This window comes from Tolypothrix campylonemoides VB511288_2 (assembly GCF_045999855.1).
GTDB classification, from domain to species: Bacteria; Cyanobacteriota; Cyanobacteriia; order Cyanobacteriales; family Nostocaceae; genus Scytonema; species Scytonema bouteillei_A.
This window is the reverse complement of record NZ_JBFPMW010000001.1, coordinates 130981-157763: the sequence shown is the minus strand read 5'-3', so window position 1 is coordinate 157763 and position 26783 is coordinate 130981. Positions and strand designations below refer to the sequence as shown.

The 26783-nt window shown below is 41.1% G+C and carries 22 protein-coding genes; 10 read left to right on the top strand and 12 right to left on the bottom strand.

Translation table 11 applies throughout. The features are described from left to right. Positions 1 to 86: 86 nt before the first annotated feature. Positions 87 to 764: a potassium channel family protein gene (locus tag AB0756_RS00695; RefSeq protein WP_038077315.1), complete on the top strand. Its 678-nt coding sequence runs from the start codon at positions 87 to 89 to the stop codon at positions 762 to 764. A 4-nt stretch (positions 765 to 768) separates the two neighbouring features. Beyond that, positions 769 to 1341, top strand: a complete 573-nt coding sequence (locus AB0756_RS00690) for a DUF3124 domain-containing protein (protein WP_038077282.1) — start codon at positions 769 to 771, stop codon at positions 1339 to 1341. A gap of 4 nt (positions 1342 to 1345) precedes the next feature. Here the strand turns inward: AB0756_RS00690 and AB0756_RS00685 are convergent, their stop codons facing one another. From AB0756_RS00685 to AB0756_RS00675, 3 genes are all read right to left on the bottom strand, one after another. Then, a complete protein-coding gene (locus AB0756_RS00685; RefSeq protein ID WP_038077252.1) occupies positions 1346 to 2902 on the bottom strand; it encodes a cation:proton antiporter in 1557 nt (518 codons plus the stop codon). Positions 2903 to 3005: 103 nt separating this feature from the next. Beyond that, positions 3006 to 3542 (bottom strand): DUF421 domain-containing protein, encoded by a 537-nt coding sequence (locus AB0756_RS00680; RefSeq protein WP_038077250.1) that lies wholly within the window; start codon positions 3540 to 3542, stop codon positions 3006 to 3008. 359 nt (positions 3543 to 3901) lie between these two features. Then, positions 3902 to 4816, bottom strand: coding sequence for an SDR family oxidoreductase (locus tag AB0756_RS00675; RefSeq protein WP_038077248.1), 915 nt, complete (start codon positions 4814 to 4816; stop codon positions 3902 to 3904). Between the two features lie 592 nt (positions 4817 to 5408). Here AB0756_RS00675 and AB0756_RS00670 point away from each other — a divergent pair. Together AB0756_RS00670 and AB0756_RS00665 are read left to right on the top strand one after the other, a co-directional pair. Next, complete coding sequence (locus tag AB0756_RS00670) at positions 5409 to 5864, top strand: pentapeptide repeat-containing protein (RefSeq protein WP_038077245.1); 456 nt, start codon at positions 5409 to 5411, stop codon at positions 5862 to 5864. A 634-nt stretch (positions 5865 to 6498) separates the two neighbouring features. After that, on the top strand, positions 6499 to 6948 hold the full coding sequence (locus AB0756_RS00665) for a CAAD domain-containing protein (protein WP_038077243.1): 450 nt from the start codon (positions 6499 to 6501) through the stop codon (positions 6946 to 6948). Between the two features lie 107 nt (positions 6949 to 7055). On the opposite strand, the gene AB0756_RS00660 is transcribed toward AB0756_RS00665, so the two are convergent. Further along, positions 7056 to 8057: an S-layer homology domain-containing protein gene (locus AB0756_RS00660; RefSeq protein ID WP_038077241.1), complete on the bottom strand. Its 1002-nt coding sequence runs from the start codon at positions 8055 to 8057 to the stop codon at positions 7056 to 7058. Between the two features lie 105 nt (positions 8058 to 8162). Then, positions 8163 to 9893, bottom strand: a complete 1731-nt coding sequence (locus tag AB0756_RS00655) for a PAS domain-containing sensor histidine kinase (RefSeq protein ID WP_038077312.1) — start codon at positions 9891 to 9893, stop codon at positions 8163 to 8165. 1418 nt (positions 9894 to 11311) lie between these two features. On the opposite strand from AB0756_RS00655, the gene nifJ reads away from it, so the two are divergent. Then, a complete protein-coding gene (gene nifJ, locus AB0756_RS00650) occupies positions 11312 to 14977 on the top strand; it encodes a pyruvate:ferredoxin (flavodoxin) oxidoreductase (RefSeq protein ID WP_050045503.1) in 3666 nt (1221 codons plus the stop codon). Positions 14978 to 15065: 88 nt separating this feature from the next. Here nifJ and AB0756_RS00645 read toward each other — a convergent pair whose 3' ends face one another. Next, a complete protein-coding gene (locus AB0756_RS00645) occupies positions 15066 to 15287 on the bottom strand; it encodes a helix-turn-helix domain-containing protein (RefSeq protein ID WP_050045502.1) in 222 nt (73 codons plus the stop codon). Positions 15288 to 16648: 1361 nt separating this feature from the next. On the opposite strand from AB0756_RS00645, the gene AB0756_RS00640 reads away from it, so the two are divergent. Then, positions 16649 to 16846 carry a hypothetical protein gene (locus tag AB0756_RS00640; protein WP_237266034.1) on the top strand — a complete coding sequence of 66 codons (198 nt, stop codon included), beginning with the start codon at positions 16649 to 16651 and terminating at the stop codon, positions 16844 to 16846. 55 nt (positions 16847 to 16901) lie between these two features. Here AB0756_RS00640 and AB0756_RS00635 read toward each other — a convergent pair whose 3' ends face one another. From AB0756_RS00635 to AB0756_RS00625, 3 genes are all read right to left on the bottom strand, one after another. Continuing rightward, positions 16902 to 17039 (bottom strand): hypothetical protein, encoded by a 138-nt coding sequence (locus tag AB0756_RS00635; protein ID WP_408019816.1) that lies wholly within the window; start codon positions 17037 to 17039, stop codon positions 16902 to 16904. 589 nt (positions 17040 to 17628) lie between these two features. Next, positions 17629 to 17793: a YqaE/Pmp3 family membrane protein gene (locus tag AB0756_RS00630; protein ID WP_038085107.1), complete on the bottom strand. Its 165-nt coding sequence runs from the start codon at positions 17791 to 17793 to the stop codon at positions 17629 to 17631. A 101-nt stretch (positions 17794 to 17894) separates the two neighbouring features. Beyond that, entirely contained in the window at positions 17895 to 18245 is a 351-nt protein-coding gene (locus AB0756_RS00625) for a translation initiation factor (RefSeq protein WP_038085109.1), read from the bottom strand. Between the two features lie 103 nt (positions 18246 to 18348). Here AB0756_RS00625 and trpB point away from each other — a divergent pair, with 103 nt between their 5' ends. The 3 genes from trpB to AB0756_RS00610 all read left to right on the top strand — a co-directional run bounded on the left by trpB (position 18349) and on the right by AB0756_RS00610 (position 21463). Then, the gene (trpB, locus tag AB0756_RS00620) at positions 18349 to 19590 is read left to right on the top strand and encodes a tryptophan synthase subunit beta (RefSeq protein WP_038085192.1); all 1242 of its coding nucleotides are present in this window, start codon (positions 18349 to 18351) and stop codon (positions 19588 to 19590) included. Between the two features lie 594 nt (positions 19591 to 20184). Next, on the top strand, positions 20185 to 20730 hold the full coding sequence (locus AB0756_RS00615; RefSeq protein WP_038085111.1) for a CAP domain-containing protein: 546 nt from the start codon (positions 20185 to 20187) through the stop codon (positions 20728 to 20730). Positions 20731 to 20839: 109 nt separating this feature from the next. Beyond that, positions 20840 to 21463 (top strand): ribonuclease H-like domain-containing protein, encoded by a 624-nt coding sequence (locus tag AB0756_RS00610; protein ID WP_038085113.1) that lies wholly within the window; start codon positions 20840 to 20842, stop codon positions 21461 to 21463. A gap of 41 nt (positions 21464 to 21504) precedes the next feature. Here AB0756_RS00610 and AB0756_RS00605 read toward each other — a convergent pair whose 3' ends face one another. Next, positions 21505 to 21954 (bottom strand): rhodanese-like domain-containing protein, encoded by a 450-nt coding sequence (locus AB0756_RS00605; RefSeq protein ID WP_038085115.1) that lies wholly within the window; start codon positions 21952 to 21954, stop codon positions 21505 to 21507. A gap of 687 nt (positions 21955 to 22641) precedes the next feature. Between AB0756_RS00605 and AB0756_RS00600 the strand changes: the two genes are divergently transcribed. Beyond that, positions 22642 to 24912 carry a hypothetical protein gene (locus AB0756_RS00600; protein WP_038085117.1) on the top strand — a complete coding sequence of 757 codons (2271 nt, stop codon included), beginning with the start codon at positions 22642 to 22644 and terminating at the stop codon, positions 24910 to 24912. 54 nt (positions 24913 to 24966) lie between these two features. On the opposite strand, the gene AB0756_RS00595 is transcribed toward AB0756_RS00600, so the two are convergent. Together AB0756_RS00595 and pdxA are read right to left on the bottom strand one after the other, a co-directional pair. Further along, positions 24967 to 25497 (bottom strand): hypothetical protein, encoded by a 531-nt coding sequence (locus AB0756_RS00595; RefSeq protein ID WP_038085119.1) that lies wholly within the window; start codon positions 25495 to 25497, stop codon positions 24967 to 24969. Between the two features lie 148 nt (positions 25498 to 25645). Next, on the bottom strand, positions 25646 to 26704 hold the full coding sequence (gene pdxA / locus AB0756_RS00590; protein ID WP_050045500.1) for a 4-hydroxythreonine-4-phosphate dehydrogenase PdxA: 1059 nt from the start codon (positions 26702 to 26704) through the stop codon (positions 25646 to 25648). Positions 26705 to 26783: the final 79 nt, after the last annotated feature.

Here is a 26783-nt window from a genome sequence, read left to right as displayed (position 1 = left end):
GAGTGATTGAGGTGAGCGATCGTAAAACTCTAACACCTTTGGGTCATGTTCCTTTTGGTGAATTTCAAATAGGATCGGGAGCAGCTATGTACGTGCTAATTGGTGGAGCAGGCTTAATAGGGCTTTCTTTGGCTCAAAAATTGGTAGAACTAGGTCATACTGTTGCCGTCATTGATATTGACCCTACGGCTTGCCGTTATGCTCGCGAACAGGTAGGAGCGATGGCTTTTGAAGGAAGTGCGGTCAGTACAGAAGTGTTATTAGAAGCTGGAATTCGTAAAGCTAATGCTCTGGCTGCTGTTCTCAGAAATGATGCGTTGAACTTAGCAATGGTAACTCTTGCCAGACACTATGGGGTTTCCCATATTTTGTCTCGGATGCGCCATTCTGATTTTGCTGAACCACTGCGTTTGGCAGGAGCTACTCATGTTATTAGTACTGTTGAACTAGCAGTTTCAACAATGGTGAATGCTATTGAGTATCCGCAAGTAGAATCAATGATGCATTTTGAGCAAGGACAAATTGAGGTTTTAAAACTTGCTATTCCAAACAGTTGCTACGTCGTTGGTCGTAGCGTTGCCGAAATTGCTCAAGATTTTCGATTTCCTACTGGCTCTCTCATTATTGGCTATCAACCTCATCCTCACGAAGATTTGATGATTCCTAACGGTAGTACCGTCCTAGAACCGGGTTCGACTATACTGATTGTGACCAAACCTGGGTCTCTACATCAAGTCATCGATTTTATGGAAGGCTGTAAATAGTCTAATGAAGCTTTATCAATATTTTTATTTAGCAATTACATTAATTGTTCTTGTATCTTGTCAATCAACTGAGATGACACCAAAGCCACAACCAAAGAAAAATCTAGCAAGACCATCTTATCAGGTTGTGACTCTAGATAAAAATTTTAAGATAGCAACGGGTCAAACAATCTATGTTCCTATTTATTCCCATATTTATCATCACAATCAGCAGGAAGTTTTCAGTTTAGCGGCTACGCTCAGTATTCGCAATACAGATTTAGCAAATCCAATGATTGTCACTTCTGTACGTTACTATGACTCAGAGGGAAAATTAGTTAAGCAGTATTTAGAGCGTCCCATTCAACTTGATGCGCTAGCTTCAACAGATTTTTTCATTAATAGAAATGATACCAGTGGCGGTTTAGGTGCAAACTTTATTGTGGAGTGGGTAGCTCAAACAGAAATATCTTCACCGATAGTAGAGGCAATCATGATTGGTACTGACTTTCAGCAAGGAATTTCTTTTACCAGTCCTGGTAAAGTCATTAAAAGTCAAAATAGCGACAAAGGTTCATTGCCAAAACAAAGATCTTGAACAGCTACAAATCATCATCAAGTTGGAGTAACTGTTCATTAATAGTTTGTAACCGCCCTCGCACAATATCTTCCGAAAGAATTTGCTTACGCATTGCTTCATTAAGTGCTCCTTTTTCTGCAAGCAGTAAACGACGACGAATAGCGTCTAGTTTACTCAACTCGCCACTTTTGGTTTCAAACTCCTCAGGGCGACGATTATACAATTCTCGGAGTGCCTTTTCTGCCCCAGCGATTCGCACCTGGTAAGAAGATCGCATCTCTTCATAGACAGATTTTGGCAACACTCCTGACTTCAACAGACTGTCTAATTCATCCTGGGCTGCCTTAGACGTAATTAATTGAGCTTGTAATTCTTCAACCTGTTGCTGAGCCTTAGAAAATTTAGATAATTTTAAGCGTTTTACAAACCAGGGCAAGCTTAATCCCTGACCTACTAATGATATCAACACGCTGCCAAAGACTAAAGCGATGAGACCTTCTCGCCCAGGCAACGTAGTAGGTAAGCTTAACGCTAGAGCCATTGAGAGTGAACCTTTGATGTTGCCGAGAAAGAGTAAATGTTGCCAGCGTAGCGGAATTGGACGGTCAAACCAACGAACCCCTGCTAGCAGTGGGTAGACTGTAAGAACTCGCCCGACTTGATACGCTAAAACTGCAAGTAAAACCACAGGTAACGCTTTCAACAGCGTTATCGGGTTGATTTCTATACCAATCATCAGAAAAATAAAGGTATTGGCAGTAAAACTAGCATATTCCCAAAAGCTTAATAAGGTAATGCGACTAGAAGCGGAAGCATTGCGAGAAAGCCCAAAATTTCCAAAGATTAGTCCGGCAACAACTACAGCTACAGCACCTGATACACCTAGAAATTGCCCTACCTGAAAAGTTCCTAATGCAACTGCCACAGTTAGTAAGAGACTGCTTAGGGGATCGTCTAAACGAGTAAATATAGGTATACTTAAGTAACCCAAGACTAACCCCACTCCGCAGCCTCCTAAAGCGATAAAGAGTAGCTGTTGGATTCCTTCTAGAAACGTGAGCGAACCTGTCGAATAGATTTGCACGAGCAGGTTGAACGAAACTAGAGCCGCAGCATCATTGAATAAGGTTTCTCCTTCAACAATAGTAGAAAGTCGTGAGGGTACTGGAATCTCCTTAAAGACAGCAATCATTGAAACCGTATCTGTGTTTGCCAGAATGACTCCTACAAATAGAGCGGGTATCCAAGCCAGCCCCAACCCAAATTTTAAGACAAAGGCAATAATAGCACTGGAAAACACAGCCCCAGGACCAGCCAGGAGAGCAATTGGTTTAAAGGTGCTTCGCAGGCGGCTGATATCTGTATTAATGCCAGCATCAAATATTAAAATCGGTAAAAAAAGATTCAAAACAAGGTTTGGCTCTAAACCAATACGACGAGAAAATAACTCGGTAATTGGCAAACCAGCCAGCACCAACCCTGTAACATATGGAACGCGAAGCCATCGTGTTAACAAGGCAACCCCAGTGGCTAAAAGCAGCAAAATAATTGAAACGGTGACTAAGGAAGATACATCCACTTGAGTTCTACCAATTTGTCTTGACTTCTTTGATAAACGTTGCCAGAAAAGCTATACAAATGTCAAAATTTTTGTAAGCCCGCTAGGGAAGTCATTTGGAAACTCAAATTTTTTTTCCGACAGTAGAACGATTGTTTGAAGGCTCATAGGGAATGACACTAATACTTCCATCAGCCTCCATATATGCTCTTTTGACATCAGAAAGTAATTCCACTCCTTGCTGACGGAGTTGGCTCATCAATTCATCCTTCGTAATAAGTTCCTTTTGCAAATTGCGTTCGATCAACCTGCCATATTTCACTAACAGGAGTGGAGGCGGATTTAAAAAGCGTTGAATTTGTGGGTATTTATAACCTAACCAGTTTAAAAAGTAACTCCAAAAAATGACAGTTCCTACTAAAATTCCTCCCTCGGTAATGGATGAATAATTACTAGCCATAGCATTCTGAGCAGCTTCAGCAAACAACACCACCACAAGTAGATCGGCAATTCCTAGTGTTCCTACTTGTCTGCTTGGCATAACACGTAAAACTGAAAATAGAGATAGGTACACGAGTGTTCCGCGCAGAACAAGTTCAAGGATAGATACGCTAGGAACAAAAACTTCTTGCCAATTTATCTCAAACAATAACTTATACATTTGTTATAGCGATCGCAAAACACAAAAGAAAGATATCTAGCAATCCTAAATCATTCATGAAAAAAATTCATAAATCATTCAGAATTCATACATATTGACTTAGCAAGTAAGAAATTATTTATTTTCTAATTAAAAAAATGACCTAACGGATAGATTGCCAAGTTATAAGAGGATGTCTGAAAAGTTTTTGGTGACGTATCAAAGTTCTACTGCAGTAGCTCCCCTTATAAAGCTACGGTGGTATACGCAAGTCTTTTTAAGGGGTACTGGGAAAATTATGTATAAAAACTGATACTTCTCGGACATCCTCTACGACCAAGAGAAGCTATCTTTTACCAAGTAGCACTAAAGCTCTGTCATTACAAACTCCAAGACCGGGCTTTGTCACTGAAGTCACCCTCAATTTGGTCAAAACCTTGAATGGGTTCAAACAAATTGTCGGGAGCATTTTCTGACTTTGGTTGATTTGTCTTCTGTCCGCTAAATGCTGTCAGTGCCATATATGCATCTACCAAGCTTGGTGAAATTCTTTGAGCGAAAAGAATAACTTTGCCAGCATCACCGACAACAACATCGCGTTTTGGATGCTCCGCAGCCTCAACAATGGCTTTAGCAACAAGACTGGGCTGATAAATAGGCGGTACACCTACTGGTTTTACACCCAACTTTGTACGTGCTTTGTCAAACAGGGGTGTGTTAATTGAAGCGGGCATAACATTTGTAACGCTAATAGGTACCTTTTCATGCATCAACTCAACACGAAGAGATTCCAAGAAGCCATCAATTCCGTGTTTGGAAGCAGCATAAGCACTTTGTAATGGCAAACTGCGTCTTGCTTCAACTGAAGAAACATGAATTAAAGCTCCGCGCCCTTCTCTCTTGATGTGTGGTAGCGCCGCCATTGCACCGTGTACTTGCCCCATTAAGTTAACATCAACAATTCGTTTGAATTCTAAAGGTGTTGTCACTTCAAAAGCAGCATAGAGTTCTACAGCTGCATTGTGTACCCAGGTATCAATTCGCCCGTAAACTTCAATCGCTTTGTCTGCGATCGCTTTCACTTCGTCAAATATTGTGACATCAGCAACGACTGCGGTTGCATCACCACCCATGTTTTGGATTTCTTCTACTAAAGACTGTAACCCTGGTTGACTGCGAGCGGCAACGACCACCTTTGCCCCTCGACTCGCAAATTGAAGAGCCGCAATACGACCGATACCGCTTGAAGCTCCCACTAAAACAACAACTTGCTGATTTATCGGTTTGAGTTGCACTGTTTTTACTCCTTAAACGGAAGACCCTACTACTCAGGTAAATCCGAGCCAGCTGAAATCTCATCAGTCGCTAGGTGAATCAATTACTATCTACTTCTATGACTTTTGACTTGAGAACAAAATACCTTTGTTGACATCAAGGTGTGTTCTGGAAAAGGGCCATATGAATTTGTAGTTAGTTATGACTTAATTACAATCACTGCCAATGACGGACGAACTTATAAGTGTCACTAGTTACCGATCGCGGGTTTATGGTCACAGTTAAGCTATTGAAGAGTGTTAGTCTTTCTATTACCCACTAACTACACCTAAGTTACAGGAGAACCTGCGGTGAGAAAGCAAAATTTACGTCCTAAAACAGACAATTGCTAACAACTCAAGGCAGACTTCAGGGCAGATTGTGACTGTTAGGATCTGTATTAATGATGGGAACTAGGCGCATTATACAGTGACTGGTGACCAATTAAAAGCAAGACCGATCGGTATCACACTTTATTTGTGCGGTCAATCTACCATCAAAAGCATTTTGAGAAGATAATAGATTTGTGAGGAGAAAACCGGAAGTGATTCGTAAAAAGAAGGGGGAAAATGTATGAAATTTAAACTTCTCGCTACTATGGCGATCGCAACACCCCTGCTCTTAGCTAGTTCGGTTAGCGCAGCCAATCCGCAGCACGTACAAAGGCTACTAAAAACCGGAGAGTGTACTGGTTGTGATTTATCTAACGCCAATCTCAGTGGTTCTCATTTGATTGGGGCTGATTTGAGAGATGCAAATCTCTCTGGAGCGAATTTAACAGATGCAAATCTTGAAGGTGCTGACTTAACTGGTGCGAACTTGGCTGGTGCTAACCTATCGTCAACTTTTGCAACAAACGTAAATTTCAAAGAAGCTAATCTCAACGGAGTCAATTTTGCAGGAGCTAAAATCTACGACTCCAACGTCCATGGGGCATCAATGAATAACCTTAACATTACCAATGCTGAAATCTTCAATACGGGGATTGGTGTTGGTGGAGATAGTAGCGAAATACCTGATTGGGACTAAAAAGGAATTGGGGGTCGGAGATTGGGACTCAGGAAAGACATATTTTTAAGATTGGTGGTGCAATCCACCCTCTGAAACACTCAATCTTGCATTTGTAGGGCTTGAGCGCTCAAGCCCAAATGCAAACCCAGAAATCAACAATGGCACGGTTCTGACGATACCAAAAATTGTCTGTCTTTAGCAAAAAGTATATTAGATAACTTTTTTTCAGTATAAAAACTAATAAAAATGCCTTAATAGAGCATTAGAGCTTAAGATAACTTAAATATCGGGTAAAATCGGCATTTAGGTTTGTATAAACTAAGAGGTGAAGCGATTTTAGTATGATTTGTACTGAAAAGAGTACTTATCTTGGCGATCGTGCCGCAGGTAATAACCCCAGACTCAGGATTCGGGTTCGTAAAATAACGGGCTGTTGAATGCTGATTTCAAATAACCAATAGGTTATTACTGCCACTTCTACTATCTTCTACCTTGGAGTTGATGAACTGCTGATTGAGGGACAATTATGGTTATAGGCAACTAAAACTCTCCTTGTTACCCAAATCAGTTGTGTCGATGCGCTGATGCATCGCCTATACAACAGCCTTTTGGTTGTAACTGTCCGGATAAAAGTAAATTAACTTTGAAAACTATGGAAGCGGAAATGCAACAACCAGAAATTGTGGAAACAAAGTCTTCAGAGGCAACAGTGCCAAATATCAACAACCAAACAGGAACCATAACCAAACTCCAACCTGCCGTGCAGTCTCAAGAGCAATGGCTAAAATATGGAGAACAAGCTTCTAGCTTTTTGGCATCACTGCCTGAATACCTGGGAGGATTTTTCAACAAATACAAACAACCTCTCATCGTTGTTGGTTTAATCGTAGCAGCAATTGTGACTGTCAAAGTCGTTCTGGCAGTCTTAGATGCTCTGAATGATTTTCCTTTGGTAGCGCCAACCTTTGAGTTGATTGGTATTGGTTATTCTGCTTGGTTTGTCTACCGCTATTTACTAAAAGCTTCAACCAGGCAAGAGTTAACTGGTGAAATAGCATCACTGAAGTCACAAGTTGTAGGCAAAGACGGTTTGGAAGGGTAAAAAATTGTAACTGGTTAGTTGTTAGTTGTTGGTTGTTATACTATCCACTAAACTTCAACCACTAACGACTAACCATCAACTACTAACAGCCCTTTCTTTGATCTCTACTAAGGCAGGGTCACAACATTTTGAGATTTAATGGGTTGTAACCTTCCCGTTCTTACCAAAGCTTGATGAATCATAGCAGCTACCTCAGCACGGGTAGCTTCTTTATTTGGGGCAAGAAACTTTGCGTCTGGATAGTTGACCACAATACTATTTTCAGTAGCCGCCGTTACTTTAGCGATCGCATATTGAGGAATATCCTTTACGTCCTCATAAAGATTTAAAACCTGCCCTGGGGGGGAAGACTCTTTCAAATTTAATCCACTTGCAAGAGCAACTAGCACCTGCACTCGAGAAATCTTCTGCTGGGGTTTAAATGTTTTGTCTGGGTAACCTTTTAAAAATCCCGCGCCGATAGCTCGATCGATAGCAGGAGCAGCCCAGTACTTTTCTGATATATCTTCAAACGAGAGTCCCTTGCTACGTACTTTTGTATTAAAGGCTTGTTGCACCATAGCAGCAAATTCAGCACGGCTGACGGGCTGGTTGGGTCTAAAAGAGTAATCGGGAAAGCCTTTGATAATTCCACGGGAAGAAAGTTTATCAATAAAGCGACGCCCCCAAAAGTCACTCGGTATATCCGTGAATGCAATGGGAGGAGGGATAGTTGGTAATTTTTCTGAAGGAGTCACTGCGCGATATTCTTCTACAGAATATATTTCAGGAGCAATTAACAAAGGTATTTGTGCTTGTGGTGATTCCTTGGGCTCTGTTTGGCTAACTGGGGGTAACTCATCTTCAGGTGTTGCTTCCTGAGGGACTAATGGAGTTTTAGTAGGTTCGTTACCACGTAGAATGAGTTGTTCTGGTGGAATGCTTGAGTTTGGAGACGTTGAGGCTGTCGGTAACGGTAATTGTAGCCCAGTCATATTCCAACTAGAGCCTTCTCTACGGGAAAATGACCAGAATAGAATGACTCCAATAGTAGCAAAGGCAACTAAAATGCCAATGAATTCATCAAAGCCAAGAGGATTCGATTGTGATGACTTCGGATCGGGAGACATATTTTGTTATAAAAACTTCAATCCCTGATAAGGATTAATATAAAACCACTTTTGTCTCCAAGGCTAGAACTTTGATTGTTAAGTATAGTATAGGAAAATTAGAAATTATTTAAAAACTTTAGTTTTTGTGATATAAGAGCATATGCGAGAGATTTCCCTTATAAATATATCTGGATCTATAGGTTTGGCAAGATGCATCTGAAATCCTGCAGCTAGAGCCTGTTTTCGATTGTACTCTCCTGCATAAGCTGTCAGCGCAACTGCTAGCATTTGACCTCCCTTTTCTGGTGGCAAAGCCCGAATCTGACGCATCAGCATATAACCATCTACATCTGGCATACCGATATCACAAACCAAAAGATCTGGCACTGATTTCTCCATAACAGCGAGTGCTTCACTGGCTGATTTTGTAATACAGACTTCGGCTCCTGACTCTTCTAAAATAAAAGCAACTAATTGTCGAATATCAGCTTCATCATCTACTATCAGAATTCGCAATCCTTGAAGTGAAGAGTGGGCAATGGAGTCTCGGGAATGGCAATCTTCAGATTCTCCAAGTTGGTTTTGAGGAGCGCTAACAATTGGCAATTTGACGGTAAATGTTGCTCCTTGTCCTTCTCCCTGGCTGTGGGCTGTTACCAAGCCACCATGCATTTCCGTTAGGTATCTAACAATAGCTAGCCCCAAGCCCAGCCCACCAAATTTACGGGTTGTAGTGCTGTTCTCTTGTCGGAAATACTCAAATACATGGGGTAAAAATTTAGGATTAATCCCCTTACCACTATCTGTTATGGTGATTTGCGCGTAGCCCTCAATCATTTCTACCCTGTCTCCCTTGTCTTCGCCTTCTACTCGTTCCAAGCGGACTTCTACTCGTCCTCCATTGGGTGTAAATTTAATAGCATTTGAGAGCAAATTCCATAAGATTTGTTGCAGGCGATTTGTATCTCCTGATATCAACCCTACATGAGAATCTAAAACTGTATAAATTTGGATTGCTTTAGCTTGTGCTGCTAACTGTACTGTTTCGATCGCAGCTTCTATTGCTGTTACTAAGTTAACCGGATGGATATTTAAGACTAACTTGCCACGTAAAATACGAGATACATCTAACAAGTCTTCAATAAGTTGTGCTTGTAACTTAGCATTCCGCTCGATTGTTTCCAAAGCACGGTCAGTTGCTATTCGATCGTACTTACCAGTTCTTAGCATTTTTGCCCAACCCAGTATGGGGTTGAGGGGCGATCGCAATTCGTGGGATAATACCGCCAAAAACTCATCTTTAATTCTGTTAGCCGATTCAGCTTCAGTTCGTGCTACCCTTTCGCGTTGTAAAAGTTCTAAGCGCTCTTGCTCATCTTTTTTGCGCTGGGTAATATCTGAAAAAGAAATTGCCAGCCCTTGGTCAAAAGGATTCGCCCGAACTTCCAACCACATATTGTAGGACGGGAAAAACTCTTCAAAATTGACAGGCACTTTTTCGGTGAGCGATCGCCTATACTCTCTTTCAAATTTTGTTCCTATAATATCTGGAAACACTTCCCACATTTGCAACCCAAGCAAATCTTGTGGAGTTTTTTGCATCAGCTTTGCGGCTTCGGAGTTGACATAGAGATAGCGCCACTCGCAATCCACTACAATAACGGCACCAGTGATAGTCTCAAGAATACTCCCAACATCTACACATACCGTTTTTGCCTTAACGCACAACTGCTGCTTGCGAGCTACTTTTTTCTGATGCACCTTGGTTAATTTAGAATAAGTTCGCATGAGTTTTGCCATGTTGCTATTATCAGCAAATGTATCTTCAAGGGATTGTGGTTGCTTTTGGTTCACCGCCTCTGCTCCTTGTTGGGTCAATCTTGAGTCAAAACAATTTTTTGACTCTGTTTTCTGAGATTAAGTATGCTCTTATAGTTTTCCACTGCTCAATGCCTATCTCATAATTAATAACAATTGCTTTTTGAACTAGAAAAATTGTTAAATATTGCTTTATGCAAAACTCGTTAATCATTGTTTCAACTCATACATTTTATCTGACAATAAATTTTACTTTTTCTTCAATAATTTACACTTCATAAATCGTATATTTTACGATTCTATTTAAATTTATATAAAATTTAAATAGAAAATAATAAATTTATATGAATAACATATAACATAAAAAAAGAAAATGTATAGAAAAAGATTTTTTAAAAGAAATAGCCTTAACTTCTCGATACCTAGAAATTGAGAATTGCTAAAATTTAACATAGTCGGCAATTAACAGAAATGAAAAGAAAAACGCGGTATTTTTTAAAAAAAATCGAGATATTTAAATTATATTTAGCGATTTAAATTTCATTTATGGAACTCCCATTTCATTTTTGAAGGAGGTAGGGGAGCTACCCTGATGCGTGGGTTAAGCGCATTGAAAGGGGTAGCCTTGGGTATTTACCTGCTTAACCCGCTCCTGGTGATGATGGAAAAATAAGTATTGTCTTCGCGTTCGTACTTCGAGTACACACTAAGCCGCTATTGCAATATGCTTGGTAAATGTAACCGTGATTAAAAAATGTTTTTGAACCACAAATGTAAAAAATTATGGTAGTGACGATTAACAAACTTAAAACTTGATACCGTTTTATCTTCTCCGTCCTTTTGCCCTCTGCCTTTTCTTCGTGCCATTCCCTGTAGAATCCGTCCATCACAGTGGCTTCTACTTCTCCCTTCATATAAGTAGGTTAGTGTTAAAAATTGTCGTCATGATAAGGCAGATGGCAGAGGGTAGCTATGCTGAAGGAACGAGTTTTTTAGGCAATTTTACTTTTCGTTGTATACTTCATTTTTTTGCGCCTCTCTACTTACTAGGCTTAGCAAGGTTATGCAAGTTCAAGAGTTTTAGAATCGTAAAAACCAATTATTAAATCCCGCACCTATACCCCTAAAAAATAACAAAATTGTCTAAAACCCTTACTCAATGAGATTTTTAAAATTTGAGTACACAAGTAATTCAAACAAATAAATCTTCTTCCTAGGGTGAGATAATAAGTGATATAAAAGTTTAATTGAGAGCTATGCTAAGCCCTACCTAGTGCCCAAGCACACTCATACAAATGTTAATTTCATTAATGTATGAATTAGAGCATTAGTTTAATACATATCACATTTTGAAACTGCTAAAAGCTAATTATTTTCTGTAATGACTTATTAGTTAATAGCGTACAAAGAATGTGAAAAATTTAGGAGATAGTAGCAATCAAAGCAGGAGGAGTATGAATACAAATTTTGCAACCATAGACGGTAATGAAGCTGTTACCCGTGTTGCTTACCGCATAAATGAAGTGATTGCTATTTATCCCATTACTCCCTCCTCTGCAATGGGGGAATGGGCTGATACCTGGTCATCTGAAGGACGTCCCAATTTATGGGGTACTGTTCCGAGCGTGATTGAGATGCAAAGCGAAGGTGGAGCTGCGGCGTCTGTTCATGGAGCATTACAAACAGGCTCCCTGACAACGACATTCACATCATCGCAGGGATTGCTGTTGATGATTCCCAATCTATATAAAATTGCAGGTGAATTAACAAGTGCTGTGATTCATGTTGCTGCTCGTGCTTTAGCAACTCACGCCCTGTCAATTTTTGGCGACCACAGTGATGTCATGGCTGCTCGTGCAACCGGTTTTGCCCTTTTGTGTTCGGCTTCAGTACAGGAGAGCCATGACTTTGCTCTAATTGCACAAGCTGCTACCCTTCGGACGCGAGTGCCATTTATGCACTTTTTTGACGGCTTCCGAACTTCCCATGAAATTCAAAAAGTGCAGCTATTAAACGATAGTGACTTAAAAGCCATTATCGATCTTGAATCGATCCTTGCCCATCGCAATCGTGCTTTGACTCCGGATCGTCCCGTTTTGCGGGGAACTGCTCAAAACCCCGATATCTATTTTCAATCCCGCGAAAGTATTAACCCTTATTACAGCACTTGTCCCGATATTGTCCAACGAGTGATGGATCGATTTGGAGAACGCACGGGACGCTATTATCGCATTTTTGAATACTACGGTGCATCCAATGCCGAGTATATTATCGTTCTCATGGGCTCTGGTTGTGAAACAGTGCATGAGACAGTGGATTATTTGAATGCTCGTGGTGAAAAATTTGGTGTTGTTAAAGTTAGGCTGTACCGTCCTTTCGATGCCAAACGATTTGTAGACGTACTACCTGCAACTGTGAAAGCGATCGCAGTTCTTGACCGTACAAAAGAACCAGGTAGTGTTGGCGAACCTTTATATTTAGATATAGTAACTGCCCTCCATGAAATGTGGGACGCCAGAGGTAGTGGAAGGATTTCACCCCTACCTAAAGTCATTAGCGGTCGTTACGGTCTTTCTTCCAAAGAATTTACCCCAGCAATGGTTTGGGCAATTTTTGAAAATCTTGCCCAAACAACACCGAAAAACCACTTTACTGTGGGCATTCATGACGATATAAGTCATACCTCCCTCACCCATGACCCTAACTTCTCTATTGAACCAGACAGTGTAGTACGAGCAATGTTCTATGGGTTGGGGTCTGATGGAACCGTAGGAGCAAATAAAAACTCAATTAAGATTATTGGTGAAGAAACCGATAATTATGCCCAGGGCTATTTTGTCTACGACTCAAAGAAATCTGGCTCCATCACTGTTTCGCATTTGCGTTTCGGGTCCCAACTCATTCGTTCAACTTATCTGATTGAGAAAGCCAACTTTATTGGTTGCCATCAGTGGTTTTTTTTAGAACGTATTGATGTTTTAAAAAATGCTGCGTTTGGAGCAATATTTTTGTTGAACAGCCCTCACGATCCTTATACTGTCTGGGAACATCTCCCAGAGAAAGTACAAGAGCAAATTATTAGCAAGCAGTTAAAGTTTTACGTTATTAATGCGAACAAAGTCGCTCGTGAAAGTGGCATGGGTGGAAGGATCAACACCATCATGCAAGTCTGTTTTTTTGCACTTGCAGGTGTTTTGCCACAAGAACAAGCGATCGCTAAAATTAAGCAAGCGATCGAAAAGACTTATGGTAAGAAAGGAACAGAAGTCGTTCGCATGAACCTAGAGGCTGTGGATCGGACTTTAGAAAACTTGCATAAAGTTTTTTGGGACAAAGAAGACAAAACAGAGCTTTCTCCCCCTCCCCCCTTCTCCCCCTCCCCCCTTCTCCCCCTCCCCCCTTCTCCCCCTCTCCCAACTGCTCCCGAATTCGTGCGGGAAGTTTTAGGAAAAATTATGTTGTGGCAGGGTGATGAACTGCCTGTAAGCGCATTTCCTCCTGATGGGACTTATCCTACAGGTACTGCCAAGTGGGAAAAGCGCAATGTTGCACAAGAGATTCCTGTTTGGGACTCCAGCATTTGCGTGCAGTGTAGTAAGTGCGTTATGGTTTGCCCTCATGGAGCAATTCGGAGTAAAGTTTATCAAGCAAATGCTTTGGATAAAGCTCCGGCGAATTTTAAATTTGCCAATGCAAAAGATAAAGATTTTGCAGAACAAAAGTTTACAATTCAAGTCGCGCCAGAAGATTGTACGGGTTGTCAAATTTGTGTGGATATTTGTCCTGCAAAAAATAAAGTTCTCCCAGAACGCAAGGCAATCAATATGGAGCCACAATTGCCTTTACGGGAGCAAGAACGGGAAAACTGGTACTTCTTTTTAACTTTGCCAGATCCCGATCGCCGACAGCTTAAACTTACACAAATCCGCCAACAACAACTGCAACAACCGTTATTTGAATTTTCAGGGGCTTGTGCTGGTTGTGGTGAAACACCGTATTTAAAATTGCTAACACAGCTGTTTGGGGATCGGGCTGCGATCGCTAACGCTACGGGTTGTTCTTCAATCTACGGTGGAAACTTACCTACCACTCCATGGACAACAAATAATGAAGGGAGAGGTCCTGCTTGGTCAAATAGTTTATTTGAAGATAATGCTGAATTTGGTTTTGGCTTTCGCTTATCTTTGGATAAGCAGGCTGAATTTGCAACCGAACTGCTGAAAAAATTAGGAAATACAAAACACGAAATCGGCAATGGAGAAGTTGAACCATTAATTCCTAACGATTTGGTTCAATCTATTTTAACTGCACAGCAAAAGTCAGAGGCAGATATTTATCAACAACGGCAGCGAGTCGAACGTCTCAAATCTTTGCTACATCAGTTAATTAAAACACACTCTTCGATGTCTGATTTTCCCATTGCCGAAGTAAAACAGCTAGCAGCACTAGTTGATTATTTAGTCAAGAAAAGTGTTTGGATTGTTGGTGGTGATGGATGGGCGTATGACATTGACTTTGGCGGACTCGATCACGTACTTGCTAGCGGTCGCAATGTCAATATCTTAGTCATGGATACAGAGGTATATTCCAATACAGGCGGACAATCTTCTAAAGCCACTCCCAAAGGTGCAGTTGCTAAGTTTGCTTCTAGTGGTAAGCCCGCTGCGAAAAAAGACTTGGGCTTGATTGCCATGACCTATGGAAATGTTTATGTAGCAAGCGTAGCGATGGGCGCGAAGGCGGAACATACCCTCAAAGCATTTTTAGAAGCAGAAGCTTATGACGGTCCATCGTTGATTATTGCGTACAGCCACTGTATAGCCCACGGGATCGATATGGTAACAGCTATGAATCACCAAAAAGTTTTGGTGGAATCAGGTCGTTGGCTGCTTTATCGATACAATCCCGATTTGCAAAAACAGGGTCAAAATCCGTTGCAATTGGATATGCGATCGCCCAAACAGTCGGTGGAAGGCTCGATGTATCAAGAAAATCGTTTCAAGATGCTCACTAAGAACAAACCAGCCCTCGCCAAACGCTTGCTAGAAGAGGCGCAAGCTGAGGTAAATGCACGCTGGCAAATGTACGAGTACTTAGCTGCACGCAAAAATCAAGACTGAGAAATAAGGAATGGTGAAAGCAGTGAGTACCCTATCCGAGCGCGGGTTACTGATTGTCGGTCACTGGTTACTGCTCATCTATAACTGCTTACCGATTCCTATTAAAGGTAGAGATATATTCTTTTAAATCGCTACTTCTAATTTTCCAATCTTTACCAATCATCCTGGCTCGTAGCCTTCCCTCGAAAATCGCATCGTATAGGGCTTGTAGAGAAAGTCCGCAGAGCGCTTGAGCTTGAGAGAGTGTGAGCAAAGGCGACTTAGACTCTGTGGGGACAATAGGCTGTTTTTTGTTTGTTTGTAAAAGCATTTTCATCACCTGCAACAACAAAATACTACAGTCCTTTCAAGGTTCAGTACTAAGTCATTTTATTAGTATAAAGAGTACATCTATTTGGGAGTGGTACTGCCTTTTTTGGCGTCCGTAACTATACATCAAACTTTCATACCAAGATGAATCTTTAACAGCGAATTTTTGCTGTCAGCATAGTCTTTAGGACAATGGTAAGAGTGTGAATGCAAAAGCAGTACAAAAAGTTGTTCCAAAAAATCAGTACTAAATTATACATAATATGGATTAAATGTTTTATCCTCAATCCTTTGACTTAGTAACAGTTGTATCTGGAATTGTGTAGAGCAACCGAAGTTTAAAGCTTTAAGATGAGAACTTCAAACGAGATAGTTACTTGACTTGACGTTTCACTCCAATCTTGAGCCATACGGACTCTTCACTTATCACCTTTGAATAGGAAGATGAGTGAGGTAAAAGGATTCATACTCCCCGCTCGCTTGAGAATCGAGAGATTTTTTACAGGCAATATAGAGTTACGTACTCACATTCATAAGGTTCTGTCGCATCTCAAGCTAGAACTCAAGCAGGAAAAGAGTTGAGTTCCACTGTAGGGTTAGCAGAAAGGTATGATGATATTTGCCCTGCGAAAATCTCACTATCTAAGACTAGTGTTGCTTTTGCAGTGAAACGGAGATTATTAAAATCAACTTCTGTAACCCAGACGGTACAAGACGTTAATTAATCGGATTTTGGTGAATCTATAAATTTTGGTTGCGATAATAGCTTGAGCCGCGATTAGACGCTAGTATTAAAGTCTCAACTACGGGTTGACAGGCACAAGACTATTAAAATTGCATATAGTTCAACCACTGAGCATCTGATAACTCAAGCTGCTACTGGGAATTACAGGATTTTCAAAACCTACGGTTTTAAAAGGAATTATGGAACTATTCACCATTGACATAATCACATTTCCTTTTGCTATAGGTGGTAACTCTAAGGAAAGTGCCACTTTAAGGGCAAATTCATGACTCAAGTCTGGTTATTTCAGATCTTGAAAGAGTGTATATTTAATTGTCAGTCACCGATTATTCAGTTGAGCGAGAAAAAGTAATGGTAGCCACCTCGATATTCTGATGATGTCATCAACTGGGAATAAACAGAGACTAAGTGCTAGCACTGCTTAACTTACCTAAAGTAAGACCCTTCGACGCGCCAGAATTATGTGGTCTTTGACTTTGCAAGCCTATACAAGCATATGACTATTTGCATTGATATTACAAGGTGCTTTCGTAGTTTCTCTAACAAAGAAACTGGCTACAATAAAACCTGCATAATTATAAAATTAGCTACACGAGTCAAGGCAGCTTTGTGGTATAATGCAAAACTTCAAAAATGAGCCACAAGCGATCGATGTTATTGACTGGTACGTAAAAGCAGAAGTTAGAAGGCGCAAAAGATTATCGACTCGGCTTTCTAAAACCTTTTTCCAAACACTTTTCCTAAACCATGCCGTACTGGGTGTTTGGACTGTGGAGTACAGATTGAGGTTGGCTTGTTGCTCAAACAAACTCTGAAGATAGAAGTATTCTGTAATTAAAGACTTTAAAAAAAAGTATTTGCAGTAACAATTTACAAAATAAAATCACCAGCAACCAGCAAGCAGTGATTGGTATAAAAAAGCAAAGTCTGCTCGTCAGAGGAGCCACTGCGATAGACGGTGAAACCAGTGCTGATAGCGTATAGTACGGGTATAGGTTGGCATCGCATAGCGTGTGGTTTGCACATAGGAGATACCCAAAAGGGTTCCACAGGCTATAGCAAGGGGAGATCCCAATTTGGAAAAAACACGTTTGCTATTGAAATCGGGTTTATACAAACGAAGCGATTAAAATCGCGTCTATACAAACAAAGTCCACCTACGTGGACTTTCTATCAAGTCCGCGCAGGCCGTGAGGCCAGTCGTGTAGGCGGGTTTCCCGCGCTCTAGCAAGTTGCGTGGCAGAAGGCGCAAAAGCTTATATTATAAGCTTTTTTATCCGTTCTTAATAGTTACTTATCGAATTGATGCTCTAAAAGAAAAAATTAGCCCTCAAATCAATTTTGGGCTAATTTTAGGCATTTTAAACCATTGATGAAAAAATTTTAAGTACTGTAGTGGTCTGTCCCATTAATTTTGATCGGCTGTCACCTGGGAACCAGGTGTGCGAAGTTTTGACAGCCTATCAAAACTTTTGCGACAGACAACTGGGAAATACCAACCAATAAGGCTGTTATGTTCCAGAGCAACTACCTACGTATATTTGAAAAATCAACTAGGATTCCTATAAGTGACTTAAAACAATTCAGTTTATGTAAATTAATCCCTTCTCGCAATCACCCAGATTGCATGAACAAGCCCAAGAATATAAAATCCAAAAATAGTAAGCAGCAAGTTTATCCAAAAATCTTTACCAATACCAACTTGTAGGAACACTCCAAGCGGCGGTAAAAAAACAGCACAAAGTATCCTAACTAAATCCATTGCTCCCTCCTGTAAGTCTTAAAATGAGCAGGATTTGTATACTCATCAACAATAGCATTTATTTTTTAAAGCATCAGGTTAAGCTAGTGTGGTAAACCGTCCTAACCACCACTGATCTTGGCTTTGTAACCAAGCTTAATTAAAAGCTCAAGAATTTTCTGCTTGTGGTCGCCTTGAATTTCCAGTTCATTTTCTTTTATAGTGCCACCCGTACCGCACTGGGTTTTTAACTGCTTGAGTAAAGCTTGTAAAGTTTCTTGATTTGTTTGAAAGCCAGTAATCACAGTCACGGTCTTACCTTTACGCCCAGCGCGAGTTGCTTGTACGCGCACATTTTGCTTTTCTGGTGGCAAGTCGGGGGTTGCTCTTTCAAAAGCAGCAGAGTTACCATTCCCAAACTCTTGGTACACGAAGCGGTTTTCAGGGTTGTTACGATTTGATGATGAAGGCATAAAGTTAACTTTGTAAAGAACCACTAACAGGCAATGAGTATTAAGAGAAACCGTATCGGCAGTCTTAGTATAATTGTGGTCGTTCCGTAATTCTAGCTTGTCCGTGACTACTACTCCCCTACCTTCGGGTTCTCAATCATCTACTCAACTTCCTGATGCACTAGGACGCTTTGGTCGCTTTGGTGGTAAGTATGTTCCTGAAACGTTGATGCCAGCTCTTTCTGAGTTGGAAGCAGCGTATCAGCAGTATCGCAATGACCCTGCTTTTCAGGCAGAACTGCAACAGTTGCTGCAAGATTATGTAGGGCGTGCAACACCATTATATTTTGCCGAACGCCTTAGTACACATTACGCAAAACCAGATGGCACTGGACCCCAAATTTATTTAAAGCGTGAGGATTTAAATCATACTGGTGCTCACAAAATTAATAACGCTTTGGGTCAGGTCTTGCTGGCAAAGCGTATGGGCAAACAGAGAATCATTGCAGAAACGGGTGCCGGACAACACGGAGTAGCAACGGCTACTGTTTGCGCTCGTTTTGGGTTGCAATGCGTTATTTACATGGGCGTTCACGACATGGAACGTCAAGCTTTGAATGTTTTTAGAATGCGTTTGATGGGCGCAGAGGTTCGCCCGGTGTCAGCAGGAACTGGTACTTTAAAAGATGCCACTTCTGAAGCTATCCGCGATTGGGTCACAAATGTGGAAACAACCCACTACATTTTGGGTTCTGTTGCAGGTCCTCACCCATACCCCATGATTGTACGCGATTTTCACAAAGTGATTGGACAGGAAACTCGCGCTCAAGCACTAGAAAAGTGGGGTGGTTTGCCCGATATTGCGATCGCTTGTGTGGGAGGTGGTTCCAATGCCATGGGTTTGTTCTATGAGTTTGTAGACGAACCTTCCGTGCGGTTAATTGGTGTAGAAGCTGCTGGAGAAGGAGTTAACACTGACAAACACGCAGCAACCTTGACAAAAGGACGAATTGGTGTATTACACGGAGCTATGAGCTACCTTTTGCAAAGTGAAGATGGACAAGTGGTTGAAGCTCATTCAATTAGTGCTGGATTAGATTATCCGGGTGTCGGTCCGGAACACAGCTACCTGAAGGATATAGGGCGTGCTGAATATTACAGCGTGACTGACGAAGAAGCTTTGGCTGCTTTTCAAAGGCTTTCACGCTTGGAAGGAATTATTCCCGCTTTAGAAACAGCCCACGCTTTTGCTTATTTAGAAACCCTGTGTCCCCAACTTAGCGGAAGTCCCAAGATAGTTATTAACTCTTCCGGACGCGGGGATAAAGATGTACAAGCCGTAGCTAAGTACTTCAATCCCACATGAGGATGTCCGAGAAGTATCAGATTTTCTGCACGATCGCCCCTAGGGAGTGTTTTCAAACTCTTATAGATTCCCCCATCTGCCCCCCAACCCCAGAGGAGACGCCTAGCCTCCCTTAAAAAGCTACGGTGGTATACAGATCTGTAGAAAAAATATGAAACAACCGGATAACAGGGAAAGTTGATTCCAATTCCCCCCTTTTTTAGGCTAGGGGGGATCGAAACTGCCAGAATGCACTATATAAGACTTGTATACACCACCGTAGCCTTAAAAAGGGGGCTAAGATACTCAAAAGTCACCTAATTCATTAGGGGATTTAGTGAGCCGTAGCACGTCTTTACATTTTTTAATTTATTAAGATGGTTTTTTGTCAACAATTAATCCACAGCAATCCTAAGTTTTTTTTAAAAATCAAATCGAGATTTTAGCTGTGTTTGTTTTAAAAATTAACTTGAATTATATTAAGCGGCTCTTGACGAAGCTTTTGGAATATGTAAATATTTCCTAACTTGCTGGTTACCATAAACCATACTGGTATCTCAAGAAACAAAAAATCAGGGATTGTGTCTCTTAAACTTATACGTTATTTAACACTCCATGTTTCGACAAACTGCTTTTGGCATTGCTTTAAGTATGCTTGTCCTTGCCAGTGGATTACCAACGAGTTTACTAGCGGGTTACTCTTCCAAACAAAAAGCAACCCAAAGTAAATCGGTATCAATTCCATCAAGCCAGGTTAAATCATTCTCTACCTTTAAAACAACTGATTTGGAAAAATCAGTTTTTGACCAAATTAATCGGTACCGGGTTTCTAAGGGTTTGCGAAAGCTGACTTTAAATCCAAGAATTACTCGACAAGCTAGGATTCACAGTCAAAATATGGCTAGACGCAAAGCCCCATTCAGTCACCAAGGGTTTAGAAGAAGAGTTGATGCTATTCCCCTTCGCTACAGAAGCGCATCAGAAAATCTCGCTTTTAACCAAGGCTACAACGATCCGGTTAAGGAAGCTGTGACAAGTTGGCTGAAAAGCCCCGCACATCTAAAGAATATTAAGGGGAATTACAATCTGACGGGTATTGGTGTCGCTACTAACAGCGATGGTGAAGTGTACCTGACACAGATTTTTATTCGCATGAGATAAATTAAAATTGCTAACGGCTAATGGTTAATTGCTAATGGTCAAAACTCTCTTAACTATTAGCTATTAGCCATTAGATAATATAGATGTCTAACCTAACTGCTGATAATTCATGGAAGATTTTCAGGTTTGCGATCGCGACCTCACTGACGCTACTTTATCCCATTATCTACAAAACGATGAAATTGCTGTAGATACCGAAACGATGGGGTTACTTCCACAACGCGATCGCTTATGTCTTGTCCAATTATGCAACAAAGATGGTAGAGTGACTGCAATCCGTATTGCTAAGGGACAAACAGAGGCTCCTAACTTAAAAAAGCTGTTGGAAGCGACAAACGTCCTTAAAATATTTCACTTTGCACGTTTCGATCTGGCGACGATACGTTATAGCTTAGGCATTTATATCCAACCCGTTTTTTGTACTAAGATAGCCAGTAAGTTAGCACGTACTTATACCCAACGTCACGGGCTGAAGGATTTGGTGCAAGAGTTGGAAAAAGTAGAATTAGACAAAAGCTCTCAAAGTTCTGATTGGGGAAATGCTGCCAATCTATCAGAAGCACAACTGAATTATGCTGCTAATGATGTACGTTATTTAATAGGTGCGCGGCAAAAACTCGTCGATATGCTCAAACGTGAAGAACGGTATGCAATCGCCCTAGAATGTTTTGAGTGTTTGCCAACTATAGTTTCTTTAGATTTACTGCAATTTAAGGATGTGTTTGAACATTAGGGTGTTGTTACAGTGACCAGGGTTACTGGTCACCGTTAGGACTACCCTTTTTGCTGGGTTTCTGCGTGATTCTTCAAACGATCTACAACGTTATAGTCATCTGCACCAGCAGGTGTTCTGGATTCGATAATTCCTTCAGTAGGACCTCCAACTGCTTTCCATGCAGCCAAACCGCCTTTGAGTTCAGATACGTGTACAAAACCAGCGCTTCTTAATTGTTGTGCCGCTTGAGCAGTCTGTTCGTCACTTTCACCGTAAACGTAGATATCACGGCTTTTTGCTATGGATTCTGCACGGTCTACCAACTCGTTTTGAGGGAAGGGCATCGCACCCATGATGTGACCTTGGTTGAAGGCGTTGCGATCGCGCACATCTAAAATTGTGAAAGCAGGTTCGCCCCATTCCAAACGAGACTTGAGAACATGAACATCAGACTGTGAGTCAATGGGGGGCTGTTGTGGAATGATGTTGTCTACTAGTTTGTTAGTCATGAGTATCCTCTGTAACGTATTAGACTACCTTGCAAAAGACTTTAGGCGTAAGTTGACAAAAGAAGTTGCAAGAATTTTATGCACTGCAAGAAATGTATCTAACAAAATGGCGTGGATTGCTCTTTCTGGAGAATGAAAATTCTGAATTTATGCCTAATGGTAGACCTGCTATTAACAATGACCCCTAACCTGTGACCAGTTAATATTCTTGGTTAAAAGCAGGATATTTAAATAATCAATCGATTTCTTTTTCTATAAGTAATGCTGCAAGTACAACATAATGCAAATACTTCCTTTCTGTCCTAAAATGACCAGTGCTACTACGTCTTTTGGTTATCTTCTGGAGATTCGGAAGCGGTCAAAAAAATTTACTGTTTCAATCCGGAAATTGTTCAAAATTATAAAATATAGACTTGACTTTAGAATTGGAAAATTAGATAGGCTGAAGAACAATTGTTTGAATTTATCTTCTGCATATAAATAATATTTTTGCAAGTCCATGTCATTAAAATTATTAAAACACCAAATTAATCAAATTTAACTTCGTCTGTCTCAAAGAAGATTTACTTAAGTAATGCATTTTTAACTTAATTTTATATACACTGCCCAACTCCAATTTTCTTTATCAAAAAAGATAAAGTATTCGGTTATACTCAAGCAAAAGACTAGCCGAATAATAGACGTTGTATGAAGGATGCTAACCGCCGTAAGTTTTTGCTGGGAACACTTTCAGGAGTTGTTGGCGGTATCGTGGGAATCTTGAATCGGGGCAGGCAGACAATGGCTTCGCCTGTAAAGCCTTCAGAAGAAACAGCAGTGTCATTCAGACAACCGATCGCATTGGCTAATGGTATCTCACTAGAACTAGTCACGCATAATGATGAATTTCTTGGTATTGGTCAAATCAAGGCTGAAAATGTCTTATTGCGAAGTGGAAGAAGACCAATGTTCGTTGAAATTTGTAATCCTAGCGCAGTAAGTCTTTACAATTATACGATTGCACAACAAAATATTACAAATAATTTAGTTCAGCTAAAATTCTCCATGCATTACCGTGAAGGTGGTCTGATGGAGTGGATGCTCCATACTGTTCGGAACCGCTACAACACATCCGATTGGGCTGCTGAACCACAAAAAGCCACTGATACTGCTTTATGGTTAGAAATTCGTCCGGTTACACGTAACATAGGCGATCGCAAATACACAGGCTTGAGTTATCAATATCGCTACCAAAGCCAAAGCATTCCTATTTACAAAATACTCGATCGAGCTACTTGGGAACTGGATGGTCGTGCAGTAGGTAATGAGTTTTGGATGCGTAACTCTTTTGCACCTTCTATTGCGTCCATTCATTCAGTAGAAGAATTTTACTCTACTGAATGGTATCTGCCTTCTGCTAAAAATCCCAGTGTCTTTCAATTTGTACCACTGCAAACAGCTTTACAAGGCTTTACCTTTACATCAGGACCATCCGGTACGTTAGTCACTTGGGCAACGAAAGCCAGTCATATCCGTTCGCTATTTGAAAAACCGCGTGGTATTGATGAAATTATACACTGGCACCAACACTGTAGCGATCTGGGTCAAGAATTAGTTACCTCACCGATGGAGGTGTTGTGGTCCCCAGGCAAACTGGATCGCGTTGAGCAAACCAATGCCTATGAAGCAGTAAGAGAACTAGTACACGAAACACTGCACGCTGACATAGGTATGCGTCGCGAACGAATAACAACTTACGCGCTGATCGAACAATGGGATAATGCCAATTTAAAACGTTATACCGAAGTGGCACTGCCAAAACTACTAGCCAGTGGTGTCAAAATGGTTGCTTTAGCAAACCATTTCCAAAATAATATGAATACCTTTGGGGTCGGGAATATGGCATGCACGATTGACCTGAAGGTTGCAGATTCAGTTGGTGAAGAAAATTTGCGGAATTTTTGTAATAAAACAAAAGCTGGTGGTGCCATAGTTCAGATGTGGGGTAATACAGCTTTATCCACTTTTGGTCTCAAACAATGGGATCGCAATGGTGTAAAAAATCGTCTTGATTATTTACCGAAAGAAGGATCGATAATGGAAGCCATAGAGCGATCGCAAGATCCTTTTGTTCGCAATCCGTCCAATGCTATTGAAGCCGATCACTACACGCCAGTTTTCGCCGTACTCAATTTACGAGATCCAGTTATACGAGAATACTGGCTTAAGCGTTGGAAGCAAGCACATGATGAAATAGGGCTTGAAGCTATTTTCTTAGATAGTTCAACCAATCTCTCTAGCGATAAATTCCACTTTATCCAACTTGCAGATAGTAGTGCCAGAGAGCCAGCTACAAACAACAATCAGCAACTATTTACCCAACGTCCTGCAAAAGAACCAGCTGCAGCCATTCTTTCACAGTACCATGCCCACTTAAAATTGATGGCAGAAATGCAAAAAATTGGCTACCGCTACTGTGGAGAAGACATTGGAGTATTCGGAATCCATCGCACGGGTCCAAATCTTCTCGCCAAGCTGAATTATTTGCCCTTATGGATGGATTGTCTGACTGACTTCGATACCCTAACTTTACAGAAAGCAGGAGTCGATCCCGATGACACTTTTTTCCGTGGTTTGGCTTACCGAATGATGTGGTATGTATTTTGGGATATCAAAACCGAGCAAATCAGCTTTAACTATGGCAGCGTGCGTGGTGATTTCGATAAACCGAACACTTGGCATATTTCACTATTTAAAGTATTTAATAAAGTTAACGACTTAATGATTAACCGCGAGATTCTACTACGTGAGAATGGTGTTGTGTACCGTACTACAGGACAGCAAATTCTTTGGGCTTTCCAAAATTTTGATTTTCAACTTCCTAGTAGTTCAGTAGTGCGTGATGAAACTACAAGTAAAAGTTGGCAAACCCGTCGTCTACAAGCTATTAAACACCACGTTTATTCCATAAAAACCTAGCGATACCCCGACAACACCGTAAGATGAGTCGGGGATAACATTAATTGATATTAACTAAGCAGCCAGAACAAAATCAACTTCATCAGTGCCACCAGTTTCTGATTGCCCTGACGTCAGTTGTTGACCGTTAACTTCAACGGCAAAAGGTGTACCACCCAGATTGAGATTGTAGTCTGTTTTGTCATTGGTATACCCAACACTAGCAATCATTTTGCGATTTTGGTCTACATAAGCAAAAGCCAACATCTGATTTTTGTTTTGCTTGTTGTCACGCGCCCAAATCACCATGTATTGTTGGCCCTGATAATCAAATACTTTTGGTGGACGAGTGGGAACATAACGACCGGGATCGCCAAAACTTTTGTCTAGAAAATCTTGAACCGAACTTGGTTCAACTGTCGCATAAGCAACTTCTTCTGGAGAGGTTGGTTCGGCATCAGCTTCATCACCACCTCGCGTCCCAACAACTTCTTCTTGCCCCCGATTCTTGAAATAATCAACGGCTGCTTTGGTTCCAATAGCACCAACTGCTGCAACTCCAGCACCAATTAGTACGTTACGAAGGAGGTTACTTCTGTTACTCATCGTTGCCCCTTTTGGCTAGAAGACACCGTGGACAATCGTATCATTACTGGTTCTCATTGCTATAGTTATTCAATTTTTTCTAGGAATTGGAGATTAGTACTTCTCCCTTGTCCCCCTTGTCTCCCCCCTCTCCCTTGTCCCGGTGTTCCTAGTCCTTAGTCCCTATTTTTGCTTTCAATCGCTCGCTCGCCAGGAATACTCCAAGCTCTATTGCTGCTTTCATACTTGTTGCATCGGCTATGCCTTTACCTGCAATATCAAATGCAGTACCGTGATCTGGGGATGTCCGAATGAAAGGCAAACCTATAGATGTATTGACGGCGCGATCGAACGCCATCAGTTTTACTGGAATTAAACCTTGATCGTGGTACAAAGCAAGGTAAGCATCGGCGGGATTTTGGATTGTGCCATTTCCGTACCAAGCTTGACCGGGTTTGACCCACATTGTATCTGGTGGAATCGGACCGTCTATTTGTAAGTTTGGACGATTTTTACGCTCTTGCTCTATCCAGGGTATTAACCATTCTTGTTCTTCGCGTCCTAGCTGTCCCTGTTCCCCACTGTGAGGGTTTAAACCTGCGATCGCAATTCTCGCTTTTTTTAACCCAAAGTCTTTTTCCAAACACTCTACCAACAAATCCAGTTTTGCCGTCATAAGTTCCGGTGTCAGAAATTGCGGGACTTGACTGAGGGGGATATGTGTTGTTGCTAGCAATGTCCGAAGTAACCAGTTTGTATGAGGCGATCGCGCTACAAATAACATCCCCACGCGTTTTGCACCTGACTTTTCTGCCAAAAGTTCTGTTTGACCTGGGTAATCATATCCTGCTGCTTTCCATGCTGATTTTGCGATTGGACCTGTCACAATTGCATCAAATTGACCTGCAAGAGTATGACTGATAGCTGCTTCCATGTAAGCAAAACTTGCTGACCCACTAGCTGCATTACCCTGACCGATAACGATATTATCTTGAAAAGGCAAAGCTGCTGCTACATTAAGAATGGAAAGTTTTTCTGGATTGACCAATGGTTCTGAATTCGCAGTTTTAGAAAAACTTATATAATTTTTTACTATTAATTCTCGATTTCCTATTACTGTAATCTCGCAGTTTTTGCCTACTGCTGGGTCTGCTAAAGCTTTTAGAATAACTTCCGGACCGATTCCTGCTGGGTCTCCCAATGTTAGTGCCAAACGTAATTTACGCATAATGTTAGGAATTAGGGATTGGGCATGAGTATTCTATCCTGTCCCCCTTATCTCCTTATCTCCCTTGTCCCCCTTATCG

Coding starts and splice junctions, on each gene's coding strand:
- AB0756_RS00690 (WP_038077282.1), top strand. CDS start 769: ATGAAGCTTTATCAATATTTTTATTTAGCAATTACATTAATTGTTCTT.
- AB0756_RS00605 (WP_038085115.1), bottom strand. CDS start 21,954: ATGACTAACAAACTAGTAGACAACATCATTCCACAACAGCCCCCCATT.
- nifJ (WP_050045503.1), top strand. CDS start 11,312: ATGAATACAAATTTTGCAACCATAGACGGTAATGAAGCTGTTACCCGT.
- AB0756_RS00640 (WP_237266034.1), top strand. CDS start 16,649: ATGCAAAACTTCAAAAATGAGCCACAAGCGATCGATGTTATTGACTGG.
- AB0756_RS00695 (WP_038077315.1), top strand. CDS start 87: ATGTACGTGCTAATTGGTGGAGCAGGCTTAATAGGGCTTTCTTTGGCT.
- AB0756_RS00665 (WP_038077243.1), top strand. CDS start 6,499: ATGGAAGCGGAAATGCAACAACCAGAAATTGTGGAAACAAAGTCTTCA.
- AB0756_RS00660 (WP_038077241.1), bottom strand. CDS start 8,057: ATGTCTCCCGATCCGAAGTCATCACAATCGAATCCTCTTGGCTTTGAT.
- AB0756_RS00645 (WP_050045502.1), bottom strand. CDS start 15,287: ATGCTTTTACAAACAAACAAAAAACAGCCTATTGTCCCCACAGAGTCT.
- AB0756_RS00600 (WP_038085117.1), top strand. CDS start 22,642: ATGAAGGATGCTAACCGCCGTAAGTTTTTGCTGGGAACACTTTCAGGA.
- AB0756_RS00670 (WP_038077245.1), top strand. CDS start 5,409: ATGAAATTTAAACTTCTCGCTACTATGGCGATCGCAACACCCCTGCTC.
- AB0756_RS00625 (WP_038085109.1), bottom strand. CDS start 18,245: ATGCCTTCATCATCAAATCGTAACAACCCTGAAAACCGCTTCGTGTAC.
- AB0756_RS00680 (WP_038077250.1), bottom strand. CDS start 3,542: ATGTATAAGTTATTGTTTGAGATAAATTGGCAAGAAGTTTTTGTTCCT.
- AB0756_RS00635 (WP_408019816.1), bottom strand. CDS start 17,039: ATGCGATGCCAACCTATACCCGTACTATACGCTATCAGCACTGGTTTC.
- pdxA (WP_050045500.1), bottom strand. CDS start 26,704: ATGCGTAAATTACGTTTGGCACTAACATTGGGAGACCCAGCAGGAATC.
- AB0756_RS00610 (WP_038085113.1), top strand. CDS start 20,840: ATGGAAGATTTTCAGGTTTGCGATCGCGACCTCACTGACGCTACTTTA.
- AB0756_RS00595 (WP_038085119.1), bottom strand. CDS start 25,497: ATGAGTAACAGAAGTAACCTCCTTCGTAACGTACTAATTGGTGCTGGA.
- AB0756_RS00630 (WP_038085107.1), bottom strand. CDS start 17,793: ATGGATTTAGTTAGGATACTTTGTGCTGTTTTTTTACCGCCGCTTGGA.
- AB0756_RS00615 (WP_038085111.1), top strand. CDS start 20,185: ATGTTTCGACAAACTGCTTTTGGCATTGCTTTAAGTATGCTTGTCCTT.